The 21310-nt window shown below is 73.5% G+C and carries 19 protein-coding genes; 11 read left to right on the top strand and 8 right to left on the bottom strand.

The genetic code is table 11. The annotated features are described in order from the left end of the window. Nucleotides 1–146 precede the first annotated feature (146 nt). From FHS22_RS22790 to FHS22_RS22775, 4 genes are all read left to right on the top strand, one after another. Nucleotides 147–1673, top strand: a complete 1527-nt coding sequence (locus tag FHS22_RS22790) for a cellulase family glycosylhydrolase (RefSeq protein ID WP_338047890.1) — start codon at nucleotides 147–149, stop codon at nucleotides 1671–1673. Nucleotides 1674–1769: 96 nt separating this feature from the next. Next, nucleotides 1770–2258, top strand: coding sequence for a hypothetical protein (locus FHS22_RS22785; RefSeq protein WP_184944623.1), 489 nt, complete (start codon nucleotides 1770–1772; stop codon nucleotides 2256–2258). 72 nt (nucleotides 2259–2330) lie between these two features. Next, nucleotides 2331–3359 carry an L-threonine 3-dehydrogenase gene (tdh, locus tag FHS22_RS22780; protein ID WP_184944621.1) on the top strand — a complete coding sequence of 343 codons (1029 nt, stop codon included), beginning with the start codon at nucleotides 2331–2333 and terminating at the stop codon, nucleotides 3357–3359. Then, nucleotides 3359–4540 carry a glycine C-acetyltransferase gene (locus tag FHS22_RS22775; protein ID WP_184944781.1) on the top strand — a complete coding sequence of 394 codons (1182 nt, stop codon included), beginning with the start codon at nucleotides 3359–3361 and terminating at the stop codon, nucleotides 4538–4540. Before tdh ends, FHS22_RS22775 begins: the two co-directional genes overlap by 1 nt. A 99-nt stretch (nucleotides 4541–4639) precedes the next feature. Here FHS22_RS22775 and FHS22_RS22770 read toward each other — a convergent pair whose 3' ends face one another. Beyond that, a complete protein-coding gene (locus FHS22_RS22770; protein ID WP_338047889.1) occupies nucleotides 4640–5602 on the bottom strand; it encodes an RNA polymerase sigma factor in 963 nt (320 codons plus the stop codon). A 75-nt stretch (nucleotides 5603–5677) separates the two neighbouring features. Further along, nucleotides 5678–5959, bottom strand: a complete 282-nt coding sequence (locus FHS22_RS22765) for a hypothetical protein (RefSeq protein WP_184944619.1) — start codon at nucleotides 5957–5959, stop codon at nucleotides 5678–5680. An 84-nt stretch (nucleotides 5960–6043) separates the two neighbouring features. Here FHS22_RS22765 and FHS22_RS22760 point away from each other — a divergent pair, with 84 nt between their 5' ends. Beyond that, nucleotides 6044–6688 (top strand): TetR/AcrR family transcriptional regulator, encoded by a 645-nt coding sequence (locus FHS22_RS22760; RefSeq protein WP_184944618.1) that lies wholly within the window; start codon nucleotides 6044–6046, stop codon nucleotides 6686–6688. 75 nt (nucleotides 6689–6763) lie between these two features. On the opposite strand, the gene FHS22_RS22755 is transcribed toward FHS22_RS22760, so the two are convergent. Together FHS22_RS22755 and FHS22_RS39325 are read right to left on the bottom strand one after the other, a co-directional pair. Then, entirely contained in the window at nucleotides 6764–7417 is a 654-nt protein-coding gene (locus tag FHS22_RS22755; protein ID WP_338047888.1) for a response regulator transcription factor, read from the bottom strand. Between the two features lie 58 nt (nucleotides 7418–7475). Further along, the gene (locus tag FHS22_RS39325) at nucleotides 7476–9242 is read right to left on the bottom strand and encodes an ATP-binding protein (protein ID WP_184944614.1); all 1767 of its coding nucleotides are present in this window, start codon (nucleotides 9240–9242) and stop codon (nucleotides 7476–7478) included. A gap of 203 nt (nucleotides 9243–9445) precedes the next feature. Between FHS22_RS39325 and FHS22_RS22745 the strand changes: the two genes are divergently transcribed. After that, nucleotides 9446–10804, top strand: a complete 1359-nt coding sequence (locus FHS22_RS22745) for a serine hydrolase (protein ID WP_184944612.1) — start codon at nucleotides 9446–9448, stop codon at nucleotides 10802–10804. Nucleotides 10805–10894: 90 nt separating this feature from the next. Beyond that, complete coding sequence (locus tag FHS22_RS22740) at nucleotides 10895–11809, top strand: LysR family transcriptional regulator (protein ID WP_184944610.1); 915 nt, start codon at nucleotides 10895–10897, stop codon at nucleotides 11807–11809. A 67-nt stretch (nucleotides 11810–11876) separates the two neighbouring features. On the opposite strand, the gene FHS22_RS22735 is transcribed toward FHS22_RS22740, so the two are convergent. Continuing rightward, nucleotides 11877–12689 carry an SDR family NAD(P)-dependent oxidoreductase gene (locus tag FHS22_RS22735; RefSeq protein WP_184944608.1) on the bottom strand — a complete coding sequence of 271 codons (813 nt, stop codon included), beginning with the start codon at nucleotides 12687–12689 and terminating at the stop codon, nucleotides 11877–11879. 85 nt (nucleotides 12690–12774) lie between these two features. Here FHS22_RS22735 and FHS22_RS22730 point away from each other — a divergent pair, with 85 nt between their 5' ends. The 4 genes from FHS22_RS22730 (at nucleotide 12775) to FHS22_RS22715 (ending at nucleotide 16718) form a co-directional block, all read left to right on the top strand. After that, a complete protein-coding gene (locus tag FHS22_RS22730) occupies nucleotides 12775–13380 on the top strand; it encodes a TetR/AcrR family transcriptional regulator (RefSeq protein WP_184944607.1) in 606 nt (201 codons plus the stop codon). Nucleotides 13381–13498: 118 nt separating this feature from the next. Then, complete coding sequence (locus FHS22_RS22725; protein ID WP_184944778.1) at nucleotides 13499–14071, top strand: SigE family RNA polymerase sigma factor; 573 nt, start codon at nucleotides 13499–13501, stop codon at nucleotides 14069–14071. Continuing rightward, nucleotides 14068–15324, top strand: a complete 1257-nt coding sequence (locus FHS22_RS22720; protein WP_184944605.1) for a hypothetical protein — start codon at nucleotides 14068–14070, stop codon at nucleotides 15322–15324. The genes FHS22_RS22725 and FHS22_RS22720 overlap by 4 nt, the downstream gene beginning before the upstream one ends. Before the next feature lie 182 nt (nucleotides 15325–15506). Further along, nucleotides 15507–16718 (top strand): cytochrome P450, encoded by a 1212-nt coding sequence (locus FHS22_RS22715; protein ID WP_184944603.1) that lies wholly within the window; start codon nucleotides 15507–15509, stop codon nucleotides 16716–16718. A gap of 56 nt (nucleotides 16719–16774) precedes the next feature. Here FHS22_RS22715 and FHS22_RS22710 read toward each other — a convergent pair whose 3' ends face one another. From FHS22_RS22710 to FHS22_RS22700, 3 genes are all read right to left on the bottom strand, one after another. Beyond that, a complete protein-coding gene (locus FHS22_RS22710) occupies nucleotides 16775–17488 on the bottom strand; it encodes a hypothetical protein (RefSeq protein WP_184944601.1) in 714 nt (237 codons plus the stop codon). 182 nt (nucleotides 17489–17670) lie between these two features. Further along, nucleotides 17671–19380 carry a GTPase gene (locus FHS22_RS22705; RefSeq protein ID WP_184944599.1) on the bottom strand — a complete coding sequence of 570 codons (1710 nt, stop codon included), beginning with the start codon at nucleotides 19378–19380 and terminating at the stop codon, nucleotides 17671–17673. Beyond that, nucleotides 19377–21188, bottom strand: a complete 1812-nt coding sequence (locus FHS22_RS22700) for an ABC transporter (RefSeq protein ID WP_184944596.1) — start codon at nucleotides 21186–21188, stop codon at nucleotides 19377–19379. Before FHS22_RS22700 ends, FHS22_RS22705 begins: the two co-directional genes overlap by 4 nt. Between the last annotated feature and the right edge of the window lie 122 nt (nucleotides 21189–21310).

The raw sequence follows: 21310 nt of genomic DNA, 5'->3' as shown, positions 1-21310 counted from the left end.
ACTGGTAGAAACCCCTCCGAACTTTGCAGCGCTCGGGGGCCTCCCACGGCCCCTGCCCATACGGTCCGCGAGGGGCGGTGCGCCCGGGAAACCATGGCGCGGTCCCTCCTCGCCGGGGCCGGACCAGAACACGAAAGGCCACCGTCGTGAAACCTCTCGCGCGTCCGCGCCGCGGACTGCTGGGGATCGGCACCACCGTCGCGCTCGCCCTGGGCTCGCTGGCGGCCATGCCGGCCGGGAACGCCATGGCCACCGCCGCCGGCTGCGCGGTCACCTACACCACCAGCAGCTGGCAGGGCGGCTTCAGCGCCAACATCGCCATCAAGAACCTCGGCGCCCCCGTCAACGGCTGGAAGCTCGGCTTCTCCTTCCCGAGCTCCGGCCAGAAGGTCGGGAACGGCTGGTCGGCGGTCTACGAGCAGAACGGCACCGCCGTCACCGCCGCCAACGTCGGCTACAACAAGTCGCTGGCCACCGGGGAGTCGGCGCACATCGGGTTCATCGGAAGCACGACCGGCGGCAACCCGATCCCGGCGACGTTCACCCTCAACGGCGTCACCTGCAGCGACACGGCCACCAGGCCGCCCGCGCCGCCCACCCCCACGCCCACCCCCACCCGGACGGCCACGCCGACGCCCAGCCCCACCGCGACCCGGACGGCCACGCCCACCCCCACGCCCACCCGGACGGCCACCCCGACACCGACGCCGACCGCCACGAAGCCCCCCGCCACCGGTACCCCCGTCGGGATCAACGGCAAGCTGCACGTCTGCGGCGTCCACCTGTGCAACCGGTACAACCGCCCGATCCAGCTGCGCGGCATGAGCACCCACGGCATCCAGTGGTTCGCCAAGTGCTACAACGACGCCTCGCTGGACGCGCTGGCCGGCGACTGGAAGGCCGACCTCTTCCGGATCTCGATGTACGTGCAGGAGGGCGGGTACGAGACCAACCCGGCCGCCTTCACCGAGCAGGTGAACAAGTACGTCGACATGGCCACCGCGCGCGGCCTGTACTCGATCATCGACTTCCACACGCTGACGCCGGGCGACCCCAACCACAACCTGGCCCGCGCGAAGACCTTCTTCGCCTCGGTCGCCGCCCGCAACGCGGGTAAGGACAACGTCATCTACGAGATCGCCAACGAGCCCAACGGGGTGAGCTGGGCGTCGATCAAGAGCTACGCCGAGCAGGTCATCCCGGTGATCCGGGCGGCGGACCCGGACGCCGTGATCATCGTCGGCACCCGGGCCTGGTCGTCGCTGGGCGTCTCGGAGGGCTCCAACGAGACCGAGATCGTCAACAACCCGGTCAAGGCCGAGAACATCATGTACGCCTTCCACTTCTACGCCGCCTCGCACAAGGACAACTACCGGCACGTGGTGAGCCGGGCGGCCGAGAAGCTGCCGCTGTTCGTCTCCGAGTTCGGCACGGTGACCGCCAGCGGGAACGGCGAGGTCGACCTCGCCGGCACCGCCGCCTGGCTCGACATGCTGGACCAGCTGAAGATCGGTTACGCCAACTGGACCTACTCCGACGCCGGTGAGAGCAGCGCCGCCTTCAAGCCCGGCACCTGCTCGGGCGGCACCTACGCCGGCACCGGGGTGCTCAACCAGTCCGGCGTCTACATCCGCGACCGCATCCGCACCGCGGACGTCTTCCCCACGAGCTGACCCTCCCCCACCGGCCCACCCCCTCTTCCCCCCACCGGCCGGTCCGGCCCTCCGGGCCGCTTCACAGAGAAGGCCCCTCCCCCGGGAGGGGCCTTCGTGCTTCCCGTCGATCCCCCGCAGACCGCGGGCGGCCGGAGCCCGTCCTACGCGCGCCGGCTCGATCTCGCCGCGAGCATGGTGGCCGCCCCCCGGATCCTCTTCCTCGCCGACCGCATCGCGGTGATCCACGGCGGCCGGGTCGTCGCCGACGACACCCCGGCCGCGCTCAAGCGCCAGGTGGGCGCCGACCGGCTGGAGCTGCGCCTGGCCCGGTCCGAGGACGTGCCCCGCGCCGGCGCCGCCCTGTCCGCGAGCGCGGAGGGCGGGAGCGGGATCCGCCACGAGGTACGCACCCCCGACGCCCTCATCGTGAACATCGCCCTGCCAATGATCATCATCATCCTGTTCCTCTACGTCTTCGGCGGTGCGATCACCATCGGGTCCAGCGGACTGGACTACATCGACTTCGTCGTCCCGGCCGTGCTGCTCATGGCCGTACGGCACGGCCGCCGCCCCGGCGTGAAGCCAGGCTGTCGCCCGGGTTAAGAAAACCGCGATGGACACCTTCGGAGATGACCGGGCACAGTGCGTAAGGTCGTATCCGAGGGGGGATTTCCGATGAAGGCGCTGGTCAAGGAGAGGGCCGAACCCGGCCTGTGGCTGACGGACGTGCCGGAGCCGCGGCCGGAGCCGGGCGAGGTGCTGATCAGGGTGCTGCGCACCGGGATCTGCGGCACCGACCTGCACATCCGGAACTTCGACGCGTGGGCCCGGCAGACCCTGGAGCTCCCGCTCATCGTGGGGCACGAGTTCTGCGGCGAGGTCGTGGAGGTGCCCCCGGGGGTCGAGGACATCGCGGTCGGCGACCTGGTCAGCGGGGAGGGGCACATCGTCTGCGGCAAGTGCCGCAACTGCATGGCCGGGCGGCGGCACCTGTGCCGCAACACGATCGGTCTCGGCGTGAACCGCGACGGCGCCTTCGCCGAGTACGTGACGCTGCCCGCCTCCAACGTCTGGGTGCACCGGGCGCCGGTGGACCCGGACATCGCGGCGGTCTTCGACCCGTTCGGCAACGCCGTGCACACCGCCCTGTCGTTCCCGATGGTCGGCGAGGACGTCCTGATCACCGGCGCCGGGCCGATCGGGCTGATGGCCGCGGCCGTCGCCGCCCACGTCGGCGCGCGCAACGTGGTCGTAACCGACCTCAGCCCCGAGCGCCTGGCCATCGCCGGCAAGCTCGGGGTCAGCCTGGCGCTGAACGTGGCGGAGACCACCATCGCCGACGGCATGGCGCGGCTCGGCATGCGCGAGGGCTTCGACGTGGGCCTGGAGATGTCCGGGCACCCGCAGGCGCTCCGCGACATGATCGCGAGCATGACGCACGGCGGGAAGATCGCCATGCTGGGACTGCCCGCCGAGGAGTTCGCGGTCGACTTCGCGACGATCGTGACCTCGATGATCACCATCAAGGGGATCTACGGGCGGGAGATGTTCGAGACGTGGTACGCCATGTCGGTCCTGCTGGAGAAGGGTCTCGACCTCTCCCCCGTCATCACCGACCGCTTCTCCTACCGTGACTTCGACGCGGCCTTCGACACCGCGGCGAGCGGCAGGACCGGAAAGATCATTATGGATTGGACCGCCTGATGTTCGACAACGTCCGCGACGACCTGCGCGCCGCCCTCGGTGAGATCGCCTCGGCCGGCCTGCTCAAGCCCGAGCGGGTCATCACCACCCCGCAGCGCGCCGGCATCGCCGTCTCCGCCGCGGGCGGGCCCCGCGAGGTGCTGAACTTCTGCGCCAACAACTACCTGGGCCTGGCCGACCACCCCGAGGTGCTGGCCGCCGCCCGGGAGGCGCTGGACCGCTGGGGCTACGGCATGGCCTCGGTCCGGTTCATCTGCGGCACCCAGGAGGTGCACAAGGAGCTGGAGGCGCGGCTGTCGGCCTTCCTCGGCCAGGAGGACACCGTCCTGTACAGCTCCTGCTTCGACGCCAACGGCGGGGTGTTCGAGACGCTGCTCGACGACCGCGACGCGGTGATCTCCGACGCGCTCAACCACGCGAGCATCATCGACGGCATCCGGCTGTGCAAGGCCCGCCGCCTGCGCTACGCCAACCGCGACATGGCCGAACTGGAGGCCCGGCTCAAGGAGGCCGACGGCGCCCGGCGCAAGCTGGTCGTCACCGACGGCGTGTTCTCCATGGACGGCCACCTCGCCCCGCTGGACGAGATCTGCGACCTGGCCGAGCGCTACGGCGCCATGGTCATGGTCGACGACTCGCACGCGGTCGGCTTCGTCGGCGAGGGCGGCGCGGGCACCCCCGAGCTGTACGGCGTGCGCGACCGGGTGGACATCATCACCGGCACGCTCGGCAAGGCGCTCGGCGGGGCGAGCGGCGGCTACACCGCGGCCCGCAGGGAGATCTGCGAGCTGCTCCGCCAGCGCTCGCGCCCCTACCTGTTCTCCAACTCGCTCGCCCCGGTGATCGCCGCCGCCTCGCTGCGCGTCCTGGACCTGGTCAGCGGGTCCGGCGAGGCCCGCGAACGGCTGCGCGCCAACACCGCGCGGTTCCGCACGAGGATGACCGAGGCGGGCTTCGACATCCTGCCCGGCGACCACCCCATCGTCCCGGTGATGATCGGCGACGCGGCGGAGGCGGGCGCGATGGCCGAGCGCCTGCTCGAACAGGGCATCTACGTGATCGGCTTCTCCTACCCGGTGGTCCCGCACGGCCAGGCCCGCATCCGCGTGCAGCTCTCGGCCGCGCACTCCACCGAGGACGTCGACCGCGCGGTGGAGGCCTTCGTCTCCGCCCGGGGCTGAGCCGCCGGCCCGTGGAGCCGCGCGGGGGCGGCCCGGGCCCCGGAAGGACGAGGCGCGCAGGGCGGCCCTGCACGGCTCGGCAGGGCCGCCCTGCGCGGATCAGGACAGGAGCCCGGCGAGGGCGCGGGAGCGGGAGGGGTGCCGGAGCTTGCGCATGCCCGCGGACTCGATCTGGCGGATGCGCTCGCGGGTCACGCCGAACCTCCTGCCGATCTCGTCGAGGGTCTTGGTCTCGCCGTCCTCCAGGCCGAACCTGAGTGAGATCACACCCGCCTCCCGCTCCGTCAGGGTCCGCAGCACCGCGTCCAGCTGACCGCCGAGCAGCGAGGCGGCGACCGCGTCGGCCGGGTCCGGCGCGTCGTCCTCGATGAGGTCGCCCAGCTCGGTGCCGCCGTCGTCCCCGATCCCGACGTGCAGCGAGACCGGCTCGCGGGCGTGGCTCAGCACCTGCTCCACCTTCTCGGGGGTCAGACCGAGCTCGGCGGCCAGTTCCTCCGGGGTGGCGTCCCGGCCCAGCGTCTGCAGCATCGCCCGCTGGGCGCGGGTCACCCGGTTGAGGACCTCGACCACGTGCGAGGGGAGGCGGACCGTCCGGCTCTGGTCGGCCAGCGCGCGGCCGACCGCCTGCTTGATCCACCAGGTGGCGTAGGTGGAGAACTTCAGCCCGCGCCGGTGGTCGAACTTCTCCACCGCGCGCATCATGCCGATGGTGCCCTCCTGGACGAGGTCCAGCAGCGGCATCCCGCCGGAGGCGGCGTATCTCCTGGCGATCGAGACGACCAGCCGCAGGTTGGCCTCGACCATGTGCTCCCTGGCCCGGCGGCCGTCGGCGGCCAGCCGCTCCAGCTCGCGCCGCTCCGCCGGGGTGAGCGGGCCGCCCCCGGCGTCGAGGCGCTCCCGGGCGAGTCTCCCGGCCTCGATGCGCTCCCCCAGCTCCACTTCCTGCTCGGCGGTCAGCAGCGGGGTGCGCCCGATCTGCCTGAGGTAGTCCTTCACCTGGTCGGCGTCGACGGCTCCGTTCACGTGGCGGGAGGGGCGGGAGACGAGGGCGGTGGCGCTCAAAGGCAGGTCCTTTCACCGGATACGGGTTGGCGGGAACGCCGGGAGGCGGAGTTCGATTCCCGGCGCCGGGGACGGTCAGCCGCGGCCGGGCACGCGGCGGGGGCGGTGCGCCGGGACGGGGTTCCCCCGCCGCGTGCCCGTGAGGCGGTGGTCGCGCCCGCCCGCCGCACGGGCGGAGCGGTTTCCGGGCTGCGGCGCGGCGGCGGGCACCCGCGCGGACGGGAGCGCGGCGGGCCTGGCCTCGGGTCGCAGGGCGTCCGGTCCGAGGCCGACGGCCCGGCGGATCTGCTCCGCGACGCGGGCGGTGCTGGTGGTGCTGGTGGTGCGCTCGGCCATGTCGGCGGTCCCTTCGGTCACTGCTCGTTTGTCTGACCTAAATTTAGGTCAAACCTAGAATCATGTCAACACTAAATTTAGGTCGATTCGATGTAAGGTGGGGCCATGAGCACGCAGACGACGGGTCTCAGAGAGCTGAAGAAGCAGCAGACCAGGGAGAACATCTCCCACCAGGCCACCCGGCTGTTCCTTGAGCGCGGATTCGACAGGGTGACGATCGCCGACGTGGCGGCGGCCGCGCAGGTGGCCAAGATGACGGTCACCAACTACTTCCCCCGCAAGGAGGACCTCGCCCTCGACCTGAGCGAGGTGTTCGTGCGGTCCCTGGCCGGGACCGTCCGCGCAAGAGGGGCCGGCGAGTCGGCGCTGGCCGCGCTGCGCCGCGCCTACCTCGCCGCGGTCGCCGAGCACAGCCCGGTCATCGGCTTCTCCGGCCCCGAGTTCGCCCGCATGATCGTCGGCAGTCCCGCGCTGACCGCCCGGCTGCGGGAGTTCCACGACGAGCGCGAGAAGGCGCTGGCCGACGTGCTCGCCGAGGAGACGGCGGCCGGACCCGGCGACATCCTGCCCAGGGTGGCCGCCGCCCAGCTGGGCGGCGTCCACCGGCTGCTGTTCGACGAGACGCTCCGGCGCACCGTCGGAGGGCAGCGCAACGAGGAGATAGCGGCGGCTCTCACCGGCTACATCGGCACCGCCTTCGACGCCCTGGAGCCCTCGCTCGGGGACTACGCCGTCCGCCCGGCCGGATGACGCCCGGCGGGGACGGTCCGTACGCCCCGCCGGGCGGCGCGGGGCCGGTGGGGGAGCGCGTCCCGGCGGCCCCTCCTACGTGCCGAGGTAGGCCAGGACCGCCGCCACGCGCCGGTGGGTGTCGGGGCTGTTCTCCAGCTCCAGCTTCATGAAGATCGAGTTGACGTTCTTCTCCACGGCCGAGACCGACAGGTGGAGCGCCCGCGCGATGCCGCCGTTGGACCTGCCGCGGGCCATCTCCCGCAGCACGTCGCGCTCCCGCGGGGTCAGCTCCTCTCCCCGGCCGCCCCGTACGGCGCGGCGGGCCAGCAGGCCCTCCACGACCTTGGGGTCGATGACCGAGCCGCCCCCGGCCACCGCCCGCACGGCGCCGAGCAGCTCCTCCAGATCGCCGACGCGGTCCTTCAGCAGGTAGGCGAAGCCCTCGGTGCCGTGTTTGAACACCTCGAAGGCGTAGAGCGCGTCGGAGAACTGGGAGAGCACCACGACGCCGACCGCCGGGTGCTCGGCGCGGATCCGGTGGGCCGCGTCGATGCCCTCGAAGCCCGGCCGGAAGGAGCCCCCCGGCATGCGGATATCGGTGATGACCACCTCCGGCCGGAGCCTGCGCACGGCGTCCAGCAGCTCGTCGCCGGTGCCCACCGCTCCGGCGACGACGGCCTGCCCGGACGTCTCCAGCAACCGCCGGACGCCCTCGCGGACGAGGTAGTGGTCGTCCGCGACGACCACGCGCGGAAACCTCTGCGGCTGCTCCGGTGACGGCCGCGCCTCCGGCGGCGTGCCCGGCTCAGTCATGGACCGGCACCCAGGCTCGCACCCGCGTCCCCTTCCCCTCGCCGCTCACCACGTCCAGCCCGCCGCCGAGGGCGGCCATCCGGTCGGCGAGGGCCACGAGCCCCCGCCGGACGGCCGTCGCCGGGTCGAACCCCGCCCCGTCGTCGGCGACCTCGACCTGCAGCCGCCCGCCGGCGAGCGCGAGCCGTACGTCCAGGGCGGAGGCCCGGGCGTGCTTGAGCGCGTTGGCGACCGCCTCGCTCACCGTGAAGTACACCGCCCCTTCGACCTCGTCGGGAAAGCGTCTCACACGCACCTCCGGATCGACGTGCACCGTCGAGGCCACCGGCAGGCGCGAGCAGCGCTCCTCCAGCGCCTCGGCCAGCCCGCCCTGGCTGAGCACCGACGGATGGATGCCCGCCGCCAGCTCCCTCAGGTCGTCCAGGGTCTGCCGGGCCTGGTCCCGCAGGAGCGCCAGCATCGCGGAGTCCCCGCCGGTGGCCCGGGCCAGCTCCAGGCCCGCGATGAGCGCGACGATCTCCTGCTGCACCCCGTCGTGGATGTTGCGCTCGATCCGCCGTCGCTCGGCCTCCTGCGCGTTGACCAGCCGCGCGGCCAGGCCCGCGCTCTGGATCGCCAGCCCGACCGGTACGGCCAGCGCGCGCAGCAGCCGCCGGTCGTCGCCGGTGAACCGTCCGGCTCCCTTCGGACCGCACGCGATGCGCCCCTGCCCGGCGGGGACGGTCAGCTCCGCCGCGCCCTCCTCCGATCCGGCCACGACCCGGGTGCCGTCCGCCAGCGTGACGGCCGCCCACCTGGCGTCCAGGGCCGTCCGCACGGCTCCCGCCAGCCGCCCGAGCTGCTCGCCGGGCTCCGCCTCCTCCAGGCCCGGCGCCAGCTCCGACAGCAGCTCGTCGACCGTGGGCCGCAGGTCGAAGACGAGGAAGAACCGCGAGCCCCGGATGCCCACCCGGATGTCGAGCAGGTTGTGCCGGAACACGGCCGCCGCGATCGCGGCGGGCATCGCGCCGAGCAGCGTCACGAGGCCGAGCCAGAGCGCCGCCGAGTCCACGATGAGGAAGACCGAGGTGAGCAGGAACCCGCCGAGGGTGCCGGCGAGCCCGGCGGTCATCCAGCGGAGCTGGCGGCGCTCGGCCCCGGTGCTCCGCCGGGTGCGCGCGACGAGGGAGCCCAGCACCACCAGCGCCACGGCGAAGGTGGCGAGCTGGCCCAGCCCGCCCAGCCCGGCCACGACCAGCTCGCCCGGACCGGTGATCCCGAGGGGGCCGCCGATCGGCGAGATGACGTAGACCTCGTCCGAGGCCAGCAGCACCCCCAGCCAGTGCATGGTGATCGCCACCCCCGCGGTCCACGCCGCCACGCGCCAGCGGCGTGAGGGAAGCCGCCCGTCCGGGAAGAACAGCGGGACGAACACCCAGGAGAGCCCGTAGAAGGGGACGAAAAGAGAGGCGAGCAGGACACCGAGAACGGTCACCGGGACGGGCCGTCCGGAATCCGACACGATCAGGAGGCCGACGCCGAGGGCGCCCAGGCCCAGGCAGTCCGCGGTCGCCAGGAGCAGCCAGCCGTACAGGTTGCCGGGCCGCCGGTCGGCGACGAGCCAGCCCAGCGCGGGCAGGAGCAGGGCCAGGGCGGTGAACGCCCACTGACCGGGCGGCATCGGGAACCCGGTCTCCATCGCCGCCCCGGCGGCGGCCCCGAGGACCGCCACCGCCGCCATGGACGCGGCGAGGAAGCGGGCCGAGGTGGGGGAGATCACGGAAGGCAGTGTGTCCCCCTCGGTGGCCGGCGTCTATGAGGTTGACCGCACATCCGGGGAGGACGGCCGCACCCGGGAACGCGGCGGCCCTCCGCATACCCCGTCACCGGCGCCCTCCCTAGCGTGGAGATCGAGGCCGCCGCCGTGCAGGTGGCGGCGTACCGCAGCTCGCAGAGGAGATTCTCGTGCACCTTCGGCCCCGGATGACACGCGCTCTGGCACTGGCGACCCTCGCCGTGACCGCCCCCCTGGCGGTGGGCGCGGGCGGCGCGCTCCCGGCCGCCGCCCAGACCGCCCAGACCACTCAGGCCGCCCTGGGGGCCTCCGCCGCTCCCGAGATCCCCGACAGCCCGGCCGGGCGGCAGCTCCGCTGGTTCCTGGAGGCCTCCGGACGGGCGCCGCTCGCCGCGAGCGAGATCGAGGAGCACCTGAGCGCGGAGTTCCTCAAGCACGTGACCGTCGACGGCTTCAACGGCTTCCTCAAGCAGACGGCCGGGCTCAAGCTCGACACGCTGACCCAGGTCACCCCCACCTCCCTGACCGGCACGGCGACCCTCGCCGGGCAGAAGTTCGACCTCCAGCTCGCCGTGGACGCCGACGGGAGGATCGCAGGGGTGGGGGTGGCACCGGCGATCCCGTCCGCGCCCACCAGCTGGGCCAAGCTCGACGCCCGGCTCGGCAAGGTCGCCCGCACGACCGGTTTCCTCGCCGCCGAGATCGACGCGCGGGGCCGCTGCGAGACCGTCCACGCGGTCAAGGCGGACACCCCCCGGCCGCTGGGCTCGATCTTCAAGCTCTACGTGCTGGGCGCGGTGGCCGAGAAGGTCCGCGCGGGCAAGCTGAGCTGGGGCACCAAGCTCACCGTCACGCCCGAGGTGAAGCTGCCCGCCCAGGACGGCCTGGGCGTCCGCCCGGACAACAGCACCGTCACGGTCCACGAGGCGGCCAAGCTGATGATCTCCATCAGCGACAACACCGCCACCGACCTCCTCATCCAGACGGTCGGGCGCAAGGCCGTGGAGAAGAAGGTCCGCCAGTGGTCGGACCACGCCGAGCGGAACATCCCCTTCCTCACCACCCGTGAGTGGTTCCTGCTGAAGACCGTCGACTACCCCCGGCACGCCCGCGCCTACCTGGCGCGCGGCACCGAGGGCCGCCGCGCCTACCTCAAGGGCACCGTCGCCGGGCTCCCGCTCTCGGAGGCCGACTACTCGACGTGGAAGGGCCCCCGGAAGATCGACAGCATCGAGTGGTTCGGCTCCCCGCGCGACGTCTGCCGCGCCTACGCCGGCCTGCTCAAGCTGAACAGCGACAAGCTCCACGACGTGATGTCGGCCAACGACGCCGGGCTCCGCCTCGACCCCGGCGCCTGGCCGTCCGTCTGGTACAAGGGCGGCTCCGAGGCGGGCGTGCTCGCCATGGCCTTCCTGGGGCGCACCGCCAAGGGGCGGACGTACGTCGTCACCACGCTGGCGAGCGACAGCCGCGCCCCCCTCGACGAGACCGCCGCCGCCGCCGAGATGATCTCCCTCAGCAGGGGCGGGTTCGGCCTGGTCCGCTGACCGGCCCGCCGTCCGGGCGGCACGGCCTCCGCGGTCCGGGCGCCGGAAGACGGTGAACGGGAAGACGGTGAACTGGAAGACAATGAAGAGGTGATTGACACGCGGCGGCTGAGGACACTGCGCGCGGTGGCCGACCACCGGACGGTCACCGCCGCGGCCGCCGCGCTGCACCTCACCCCCTCCGCCGTCTCCCAGCAGCTCCTCGCCCTGGAGCACGAGGTCGGCCACAAGCTGCTGGAGCGCGACGCCCGGGGCGTCCGGCTCACCGCCGTGGGCCGCATCCTGCTCGGCCACGCCAACGAGGTCCTGGCCCAGCTCGAACGGGCCGGGGCCGACATCGCCGCCTACACGACCGGTACGGCGGGCGAGGTGAAGGCCGCCTCGTTCGCCACCGCGATCGGCCTGGTGGTGGCCCCGGCGGTGGCAGGGCTCCGGGAGAAGGAGCCGGGCATCCAGGTGCGGGTGCTGGACGCCGAGGGCGACCAGAGCCTCACCATGGTGCTGGACGGCGAGGTGGACGTCGCCGTCGCCGTCGAATACCGCGGCGCCCCGGCCGAGGACGACCGCCGCCTGTCCCGCATCCCGCTCTACGCCGAGCCGTTCGACGTCGTCCTCCCTCGCGGGCACCGCCTGGTGGACGGCGAGATCGCCGTCGCGGACCTGGCGGGCGAGACGTGGATCGGCCCCTACCCCGGCAACCCCTGCCATGACGTGATCGCCCTGGCCTGCGAGCACGCGGGGTTCACCCCGGAGTTCGCGCACTCCTCCGACGACTTCAGCGCGGTGGTCGCGCTGGCCGCGGCGGGAGCGGGCGTGGCCATGGTGCCGCGCCTGGCGCTGCGCGGGACGGACCTGTCCGGCGTGGTGGTCTGCCCGGTCGCGGGCCCCCAGCGCCGGGTCTTCGCCGCGGTACGGCGCGGCGCCGAGCGCCACCCCCTGCTCGTCCCCCTGCTGGACGCCCTCCGCGCGGCCGCCGCGGAGCTGCGCCGGCCCCCGCCGCCGTGACGGGAGCCGCCGTCCCGTCCCGCGGGGCGCCCGGCGATGCGGCGCGTCGCGGCGGCCCCGGGGAAGGTCACCGCGCCGCGCTGGGGGTGAGCTCGTCGGCCACCCGCCTGGTGGCCATCCGGCCGATCAGCGCGACGAGCTTGCGCGGCCGCCTCGGCATCAGGTGGGCCACCGCGAAGTTGCTCCGGCCGGGCACCACGTAGCCGCGGTCGCGGTCGAGCGCGCGCAGCGCCGAGGTGACGACCTTCTCGGGCGTGTTCATCTTCGCCCCGATCGCCGCCTTCCGCGTGCCGATCCTGTCGAAGAACGCCGTCTCGACCGGGCCGGGCGCGACGGCCAGCACCTTCACCCCGGTGCCGCGCAACTCGCTCCACAGGGCCAGGCTGAAGTTCAGGACGAAGGCCTTGGAGGCTCCGTACGTCGCGAAGTAGGGCGCGATGTTGAAGCCCGCGGTGGAGCCCACGTTCACCACCGCGCCGGAACCGCGTGCGAGCATGCCGGGCACGAACGCGTGGGTCAGCCCCACCAGGGCCACGACGTTGACCATGAGCTCCTCGTGCTCGCGCTCCGGCGCGATGCTCTCGAACCGCCCCGCCGTGCCGAACCCCGCGTTGTTGACCAGCAGGTCGACGGTGATCCCCCGCGCGGCGAGCGTCTCGGCGACCCGTGCGGCGGCGTCGGGCGCGGACAGGTCCTGGACCACGACCTCGGCCCGCACCCCGTGGGCGCTCCGCACCTCTGCGGCCAGCGCTTCCAGGGCGGCCGACGAGCGGGCGACCAGCACGAGGTGGCATCCGCGGGCGGCCAGCCGGCGGGCGAACTCGGCGCCGATGCCGGAGGAGGCACCGGTCACCAGGGCTGTGGTGTTCTGCAGCTTCATGAGACTGACAGTATCAAATCAATCGATATATGCAACATAAAGTCTCAATTATTCGCGAAGCCGCACCACCGTGTAACGTTCCCGTATGGGCACCCCGACCGGCAGACCACTGCGGGCAGACGCGGAACGCAGCATCAAGGCGATCATGAAAGCGGCCGAGGACCTGCTCGGCGCCAACCCGGCGGCCACCATGGAGCAGATCGCCGAGGCGGCCGGCGTGGCGCGGGCCACCGTCCACCGCAGGTTCGCCAGCCGCGAAGCACTGATCGAGGCGATGGAGGTCGCCGCCTGGCGTGAGCTCGAGCAGGCCGTCGAGGCCGCCCGCCCGCACACCGCGCCCCCTCTGGTCGCCCTCCACCAGGCCACCGCGAACATCCTGCAGATCAAGCCGGGATGGCGCTTCACCCTGGCCCGCCCGGTCCCGCTCAGCCCGCAGGCGCAGGCCGTCCACGCCGGGGTGATGGCCGCCTGCGAGACGGTCTTCGCCCGGGCCAAGGAGTCCGGGCTGCTCGGTCCGGACGCCGACACGACCTGGGCCAGGCAGGCGTACCTCGCCCTGCTGTCCGAGGCCGCGCACGGCGCCGCCCGGGACTCCGGTCCCGGCCCCGACGCGCTGGCCACCCGCGTGATCGACACGCTGATGCACGGCATAGCCGCACCGCCCGCGGACCGGGACCGCCGCAGGGCGTAGGACGAGGCGGCGGGAGGAGCGGGCCCGGCGCAAGAAGTGACACGGGTGGACCACCGGATTCAACACTTCCGCCCCTGAACCCGTCTGGGAGGTGACGGAACTCAGGAAGGCGGAGGTAGTGGACGACGACTCCCGCTTCGCGGACTTCGTCGCCGAGCGGGCCGACGCGCTGCTGCGCTACGGCTACGTGCTCAGCGGCAACCCGCACGACGCGGCGGACCTCACCCAGGAGACGCTGATCCGGCTGCACCGCGCCTGGCCGCGGGTGCACCGCAAGCACGATCCGGAGAGCTACGCCCGGACGACGATGGCCCGGCTGCACGTCAGCGCCTGGCGGCTGCGCCGCCGTGAGCGGCTCGTCTGGGACCTGCCGGAGGGCTCCCACCTGGACACGCTCCCCTCCGGCGTCGAACAGGAGCTCTGGCAGGCCCTCGGGGCCCTGCCCCGCAAGCAGCGGGCCGTGCTCGTCCTGCGCTACTACGAGCAGCTCACCGACGAGGAGATCGCCGGGGTGCTCGGCGTCTCCCGGGGCACCGTCCGCAGCCACGCGTCCCTCGGACTGGGCAGGCTCCGCTCGGCCGTACCGGACCCGGCCGGGACCGGCACGGCGGGCCCTGCCGGTCCCGGCCCGGCGGGCTCGACCGGCCCCGGCGCACCGAATCCGACAACCACCGGCGGGAGGACCCGATGAACGACCACCTGGAAGACCACCTCCGCACGGCCCTCGGCCACGCCGCCGAACACGCTCCGCGGGCCCCGGGCACTCTGTCGGCGCGCGTCGTGACCCGCTCCCGGCGACGCAGGGTGCACGCGCAGGCCCTGGTCGCCGCCGCCGTCGTCGTGCTGGTGGCGGGCGGGGCCGGGATCGCCGTGCGCGGCACCGGCACCGTGGATCCCGCGGCGAACCCGCCCCCGGCGCCGAGCGCCGAGAGCACCCCCGGGACGCCGTCCCCCTCCGACGAACCGGTGGCCGAGGTGCCCGATCCGGTGGAGAAGGTCTGGCCGGAGGCGCTCTGGAAAATCCCGGCCGAGCTGCCCGGCGGGCGGAAGTTCCAGCCGCAGGCGTTCATCGACGACCACACGCTGCTCCTGGAGGCCTGGAAGAGCTTCGAGAAGGCCAACGCGATCTACTCCTACGACCTGGAGAGCCACCGGGTCCGCAAGCTCGCCGACATCCGCACGCCGAAGGGGGTGTTCGCCTCCAAGTACACGGTGGGTGACGGGCTGATCGTCTGGCAGACGATCGACGAGGCCGACGGCGACGAGAACACGGCGCCCAGGACCACGAAGTTCTGGTCGATCCCGGTCGGAGGCGGCGAGCCCACGGCCATCCGCATGGACCGCACCCTGAAGGGAGGCGCCGACCGGCTCGTCGTGACCGGCGGCAAGCTGGCCTTCTCCCTTGAGCGGGGCGGCGTCTTCACGGTTCCTCTCGGGGGCGGGACCATGGAGCCGGTGCAGGGGGCCGACCGCCACCACATCGTGCGCTGGCCCTGGGTGGGCACGCCGGGCAGGTACGCGCCGGACGGCGCGGCCGTGTTCAGGGAGTTGTTCAACGCCGAGAACGGCGACATGGACGAGGCGGTCGTCCGGCCCGGCGAGCGCAACGTGAGATGCGGCGTGACGACGTGCATCGGCACGAGGCCCGACGGCAGGTCCACCTTCTTCCGGCTGCGCGACGGCTCCCGGGAACGCGAGATCCCCGGTCAGCCGTTCCTCGAAGGACTGGCCGCCGACCGCTTCCACGCCGTGCACCTCCCCCGGCCGCCCGGCGGCCAGTACCTCCTCGACCTGGCCACCGGCAGGTCCGGCGACCTGGGACTGCGGCCCGACGCCGACGGCGGGATGATCAGCGTGATCCCCGGTGCGACCGACGGCCGCCTGGTGGCCTACCCGGTCGAGGACGAGTACGTGATCATCGACCTCGCGAGGATCGATGAGTGACGTTCCCCGGAGGACCGCTTTACGTACGGCGAACGCCATGAGATATCGGGAGGTACGCCCATAGGAACTCCGACACTCCATGAGGCGGACCGCTCCGCAGGCTCGGAAGCGGTGCGGGGCCGGGCCCCTGACGAGGCCCCGGCCCCGCCGTCCGGCGGGGCGCACAAGGAGGAGGCACCGACATGCGGATCGATCTGCTGGAGGACACCTGGGCCCGGGAGGTCCCGCACGACCAGTTCGCGTATCTGCGCCGCGAGGCGCCGGTCCACTGGCACGACGTGCCCGACGACACGGGCTTCTGGGCCGTCACGCGCTACCACGACGTCCGCGCGGTCAGCCGCGACCAGCACACCTGGTCGACCGAGGCGGGGAGCACCTTCATCCGCACGCCGGCGCCGGAGGAACTGGCGGTCGCGCGGCTGATGCTGCTCAACATGGACCCGCCCCGGCAGACCCGCTACCGCAGGCTGGTCAGCTCCGGGTTCACCCCCCGCATGATCGGGAAGCTCGGGGAGGGCATCCGGGCCCGCGCCGCGCGGATCGCCGACGCCGTGGCGGACAAGGGCGGGGAGGTCGAGTTCGTCACCGACGTGGCCCAGCACCTCCCGCTCCAGACGATCTGCGAGATGGTCGGCGTGCCCGAGTCCGACCGGCAGCAGGTCTTCGACTGGTCCAACCAGATGATCGGCTTCCAGGACCCCGACTTCCCCGCCGCCCCCGGCGACGGCGACATCGCCGGAGGGGAGATGTTCCTCTACTGCGACAAGCTGGTCGAGCAGCGGCGCGCGCACCCCCGCGACGACATCCTCACCCTGCTGGTCCAGGCCGAGATCGACGGCGACCGGCTCACCCGGGAGGAGATCGACGCCTTCTTCGTCATGCTGACCGTGGCCGGGAACGAGACCACCCGCAACCTGATCGCGCACGCCGTACTGGCGCTGATCGAACGCCCGGACGTCTACCGCGAGCTGGCCGCGAACCCCGGCGACGACGACCTGTGGCGCTCGGCCACCGAGGAGTTCCTGCGCTGGGGCTCCTCGATCCAGAACTTCCGCCGTACGGCGCTGCGCGACACCGAGCTGCACGGCCAGAGGATCGCCGAGGGCGAGAAGGTCGTCACCTACTACGCCTCGGCCAACTACGACGAGGAGGTCTTCACCGACCCGCTGACCCTCGACATCCGCCGCACCCCCAACGAGCACGTGACCTTCGGCGGCGGGGGCGCCCACTTCTGCCTGGGCGCCGGGCTGGCCCGCGCCCAGATCACCGCGATGCTCCGCGAGCTGCTCCGCCGGTTCCCCTCCGCCGAGCTCACCGCCCCGCCCCGGCGCATGCGCTCGGACTTCATCAACGGCATCAAGCACATGCCGGTCCGCTTCCACCCGCGGCGGTGACGGGCGCCGGCCAGGACGGCCGGACCGGCCTCCCTGCGACAGCGCCCTTGAGAGCCCTACGCGACCTTGGCGGAGGAGGCCGTCCAGGTGTTGCACGCGCCGGGCCCGCCCGCCTTGTAGCCCCGGGTGAACCAGGCGACCTCGCTCGCGGTGACCTTGTGGGTGAAGTGCTTGCTGAAGCCCTTGTCCTTGGTCTCGGGGTCCTCGGCGTGCAGCAGGGGCTTCCAGTTCCTGGCCGTACGACCCAGGCTCTTCACCGCCGCGCCCGACAGGCAGTACCCCTGCAGGGTGAAGCGGCGGTACTGCTCCTCGTACTCCTTCTCGTCGGGCGTGCTCAGCGCCCACCACGCCTTGCCGATGCCGGTCTGCCCCTGGACGACCCCGCCGAACGCCTCGGTGACCTGGAGGAAGATGGGGAGGTCGTCCTTGGCCTTGATCCAGTCATCGCCGAGCTGCACCGTGATGGAGGTCAGGCAGGCGATGGCGTAGGAGTTGACCATCTCCGTGCCGCTGGTGCACATGGGGTCCTGCTTGCGCTTGATGTCCACGGAGACCGGTCGGTAGTCGTCGACGATCGGCTTCCAGGCGTCGTTCAGGCACCCGACCAGCTTCGTCAGGTACTTGCGGGTGGAGGCCTCGGTCGTGCCCTTGCTCAACTTGCAGGAGATCTTGGGGAGCTTGCCCTTCTTGTACAGCGGGTTGTGGGTGAGCTCGGGGGCGCCCTGGATCGGATAGGCGGCGGCCGGAGCGGCGAAAAGCGCGATTCCCACCGTTGCCACAGCAAATGCTCTAATGATCACATGAACGGATGTTAGGGGAGTGACGGAAGAAACCATAGGGGTATGGTCTCCACCGGCCCAGGTGCCCGCCTCGACCCACGTCACCGGCGCCTGCCTGTTCTTCACCGCGGTCGTGGTGGGGGAGGTCACCGGTCTCCGGAGGGAGCCCGCCGTCATCCGCGACCCGGACGGACCTCGTCCCGAGCCTCCGATACCGCCTCGGTGAAGCGGCGGTGGCGGGACAGCTCCTCGGTCACCGGCTCCAGCACGAGCGCGCGGGCCACCTGCTCCACGCTCGCGCGCAGCGCTCTGGCCGCCTTCCGCGCCCTGCGGCGGCCGCCGAGCCAGGCCACGGCCCGCGACAGCAGCGCGAGCACGATGCCGGTCAGGACGCCGCCGAGCAGCAGCACCGTGGGCCAGGGCGCCTCGCCCGCGGTCGGCACCGGCGGCTCGGGCAGGCGCAGGTAGTCCATGGCGAACAGGCCGAGCAGCCAGAGCGCGCCCGCCGCCGTCGCCGCGAGCACCAGCCACTGCGCCGCCCCGGCCACCCGCCACCACACGGGCCTGCGCGAGGCCCCGAGCGAGGTGGTGGCCACGGCCCGGTCGAGCCCGTCCTCCAGCTCGTCCGCGCGTGAGCGGGCCGCGTGCCGTACGGCCGCCGCCCACGGTTCGGGGAGTCCCGCGGAGGCCGCGGCGGCCGCGTCCCGGACCGCGGTGTCCGTCTGGGAGCGCTGCACCGTGGTCGCGGCCGGGATCGAGGTCCGCCCCACCGCGTCCCCCTCTGGCGCGGAGGCCGCGCCCAGGCGGAGGCGGCGGAGCGGGTCGGGGCGGAACCGGCGGATCCACCGGGTGACCGGCCAGCCCGTGGCGGCGACCGAGCGGTGCCGGTGCGCCTTCGCGACGGCGGCGACGACGAGCGGGACCCCGGCCGCCTGGGAGAGCGCCGAGGTCAGCGGCCCGGCCAAGGCGTCCGCAGAGGTCTCCGGGGCCTTCACGGGTTCAGCGGCCCGCGGTGCTCCGGCCCGGTCGCCGGAGTCCCCGGCCCCCGCTCCGGCCGAGGCGCGGGCCAGGAGGTCGGCGGCGGCGCCCGCGTCGGCGGCCAGCCGGTCGGCCCAGGAGCGCCGGTCGGCGACCCGGGACTCCAGCAGGGCGCGCAGCTCCGCGACGCCCGCCCCGGTCCGGGCCGAGACGCCGAGCACCGGCACCCCCGTCAGCCCGTCGGCGTCGAGCAGCCGCCGCAGGTCCGCCAGGCACCGCTCGGCGGCTTCCGGGGAGAGCCGGTCGATCTGGTTGAGGACGACCACCGTCACGTCCCTGTGCCGGGCCAGGGGTGCGAGGTAGCGGTCGTGGACGGCCGCGTCGGCGTACTTCTGCGGGTCGAGGACCCACACCAGCAGATCGACCAGGCGGGCCAGCCGGTCCACCTCCAGCCGGTGCGCGAGCTCGATCGAGTCGTGGTCGGGCAGGTCGAGCAGGACCAGCCCGGCCATGCCCTCCGCCCCCTCCGGCCCGCCGCCCGCCGTACCGTCCACCTCGTGGCGGTTCGGGATCTCCAGCCAGTCGAGCAGCGGCCCCGACCCGGCTCCCTCCCACAGGGCGGCCTGGGCGGTGGAGGTGGTCGGCCGGGTCACCCCGACCGTGGCGAGCGCGGTGCCGGAGAGCAGGTTGAACAGCGACGACTTGCCGCTCCCGGTCGCCCCGGCCAGAGCCGCCACCGTGTGGTCCACCGAGAGGCTCCGCCGCGCCCCCGCCCGGGAGACCACGGCGCGCGCCCCGGCGACCGCGGCGGCCTCCAGCCGTCCGTCGGCCAGGTCCGCCGCCTCCTCCAGGGCCGCCAGCCGGTCGTCCAGCGAGACCGCGCCCCTGCGCCGCAGCAGCTTCACCGCCCGTCCCCGCTCCCCGGCGGGAGTCCGCCGCCCGGATCGCGGAGCGGGCCGCTCCCGTCCGGGAGCTCGCTCCGGTGCTCCCGTACGGCCTGCGCCGCGGCGCGCAGGGCATGGGCGGTCTCCTCCGGAGGCCGGACCGCGTCGAGCAGGCCGGTGAAGCGGGCGGCCTCGTCCTTCAGGACGCCCTCGACCCGGGCGCGCAGGTCCTCGCGGGCCCGGGCGGTCAGGGTGCGGACCGCCTGGTCGCCGAAGACGGCCTCCAGCAGCTTCTGGCTGAGCACGCTGGTGCCCCCGGCGATGCCGACCTCGATCCCGGTCAGTCCCCCGGTGGAGGCGAACACCGCGATCATGAGCAGCAGCCCGGCGCCGTTGACGCCGAACGAGGCGATCCTGGCCGTGGTCCGCTTCTCCGCGCCCTCCTGGCGGACCAGGTCGAGCACGTACCCCTGCCAGCCGCGCACCGCCGCCTCCGCGGCCGGGCGCAGTCCCGGCGAGGCCCGGCCGAGGCGCCCGGCCTCGACGGCCCCGGCCTCCTCCAGCAGGGCCCGCCCGGCGGGCAGGGCCGACCACGACTCCAGCGCGCGCTCGGCCGAGCCGTCGGCCGCCGCCCTGACCAGGGCCTCCACCCCGTGCTCCAGCGCCACCCGGAGCTCGCTGTCGGGCGCGGGCCGGCCGGTGAACAGCGAGACGACGCGGTCCCGCAGCCATCCCACCCGGCTCTCCAGGGAGCGCATCAGATCACCGGTGCCGATGAAGTCCTGCCAGCGGGCCAGCACCTCGCCGCGGAGCAGCGAGCCGTCCAGCATGCCCTCGTCGAAGGAGGCCAGCCCGGCGGCGTAGGCGGCGGCGACCGCCGCGCGGAGCTCCTCGGCCCCGGCACGCTGGCGGTCCACCGCGTCGGCGAGCGCGGGCACGCGCGTGGCGAGGCTCTCCAGCGCCCCCGACAAGGTCTGGCGGACCACGTCGTCCCTGGCCTGGACGTCGGCCGCGATGCCGGCCAGCCAGTCGGCGACGGGCCCGACGGCGGCGCGGGGCAGCCGGGCGTTCTCCTCCGGCAGGGGCAGCTCCGCCACCTCGAACAGGCGCGTCCCGCCCAGGCCGTTGGCCTCCAGCAGGCGGGCGAGGTCCCCGGCGACCACCCCCATGGCCTCCGGCGGGACGCGGGACAGGATCACGGCCAGCGCCGTGCTCCGCTCCCGGGCCGCGCGCAGGAAACTCCAGGGCACCTCGTCGGCGTAGCGGGAGGCCGTGGTGGTGAACAGCCACAGGTCGGCGGCGGCCAGGAGCTGGGCGGCCAGCTCGCGGTTGGCCGCGACGACCGAGTCGATGTCCGGCGCGTCGAGCAGGGCCAGGCCCGGCGGGAGCGTCCCGGCGACGACCACCCGGAGCGTGCCCGGCTCGCCCGCCCCTCCGGAACCCCCGGGGCCTCCCGTGACGCGGGGCAGGCCCGGCAGGACGTGCTGGGCGGTGAACCAGGTCCGGTCGGCGGGACTGGTCACCAGCGTGGGGGCCAGGGTCGTGGGGCGCAGCACGCCGGGCTCGGTGACGTCGGCGCCGACCAGCGAGTTCACCAGGGTCGACTTGCCCGCGCCGGTCGAGCCGCCGACGACGGCCAGGAGCGGGGCGTCGATCGCGCTCAGCCGGGGGATCAGGTAGTCGTCGAGCTGGCCGGTCAGCTCCCGCAGCGCCCGGCGGTCGGCTCCGGCATCCCCGACCGCGAACGGGAAGAGGTCGCGGTCGAGGTGGCGCCGCAGCCTCCGCAGCGCCTCCAGCAGACCGCCGTTCCCGTCCACAGGACCGGTCATTCCCCGCAGAACGGGCCCTAGACGTCATCGTGCCCCACCGCTCGACCGGGTCACGGGGGCGAACCCGGTAGAGCGGTGGGGCCCGTACCCCGGATTCTCGGAAGGTCCGTGGCGGACCCGTC

The sequence above is a fragment of the Thiemannella venezuelensis genome (genome assembly GCF_014203605.1).
GTDB lineage: Bacteria > Actinomycetota > Actinomycetes > Streptosporangiales > Streptosporangiaceae > Planomonospora_A > Planomonospora_A venezuelensis.
This window is presented reverse-complemented; position numbering and strand designations above follow the sequence as displayed.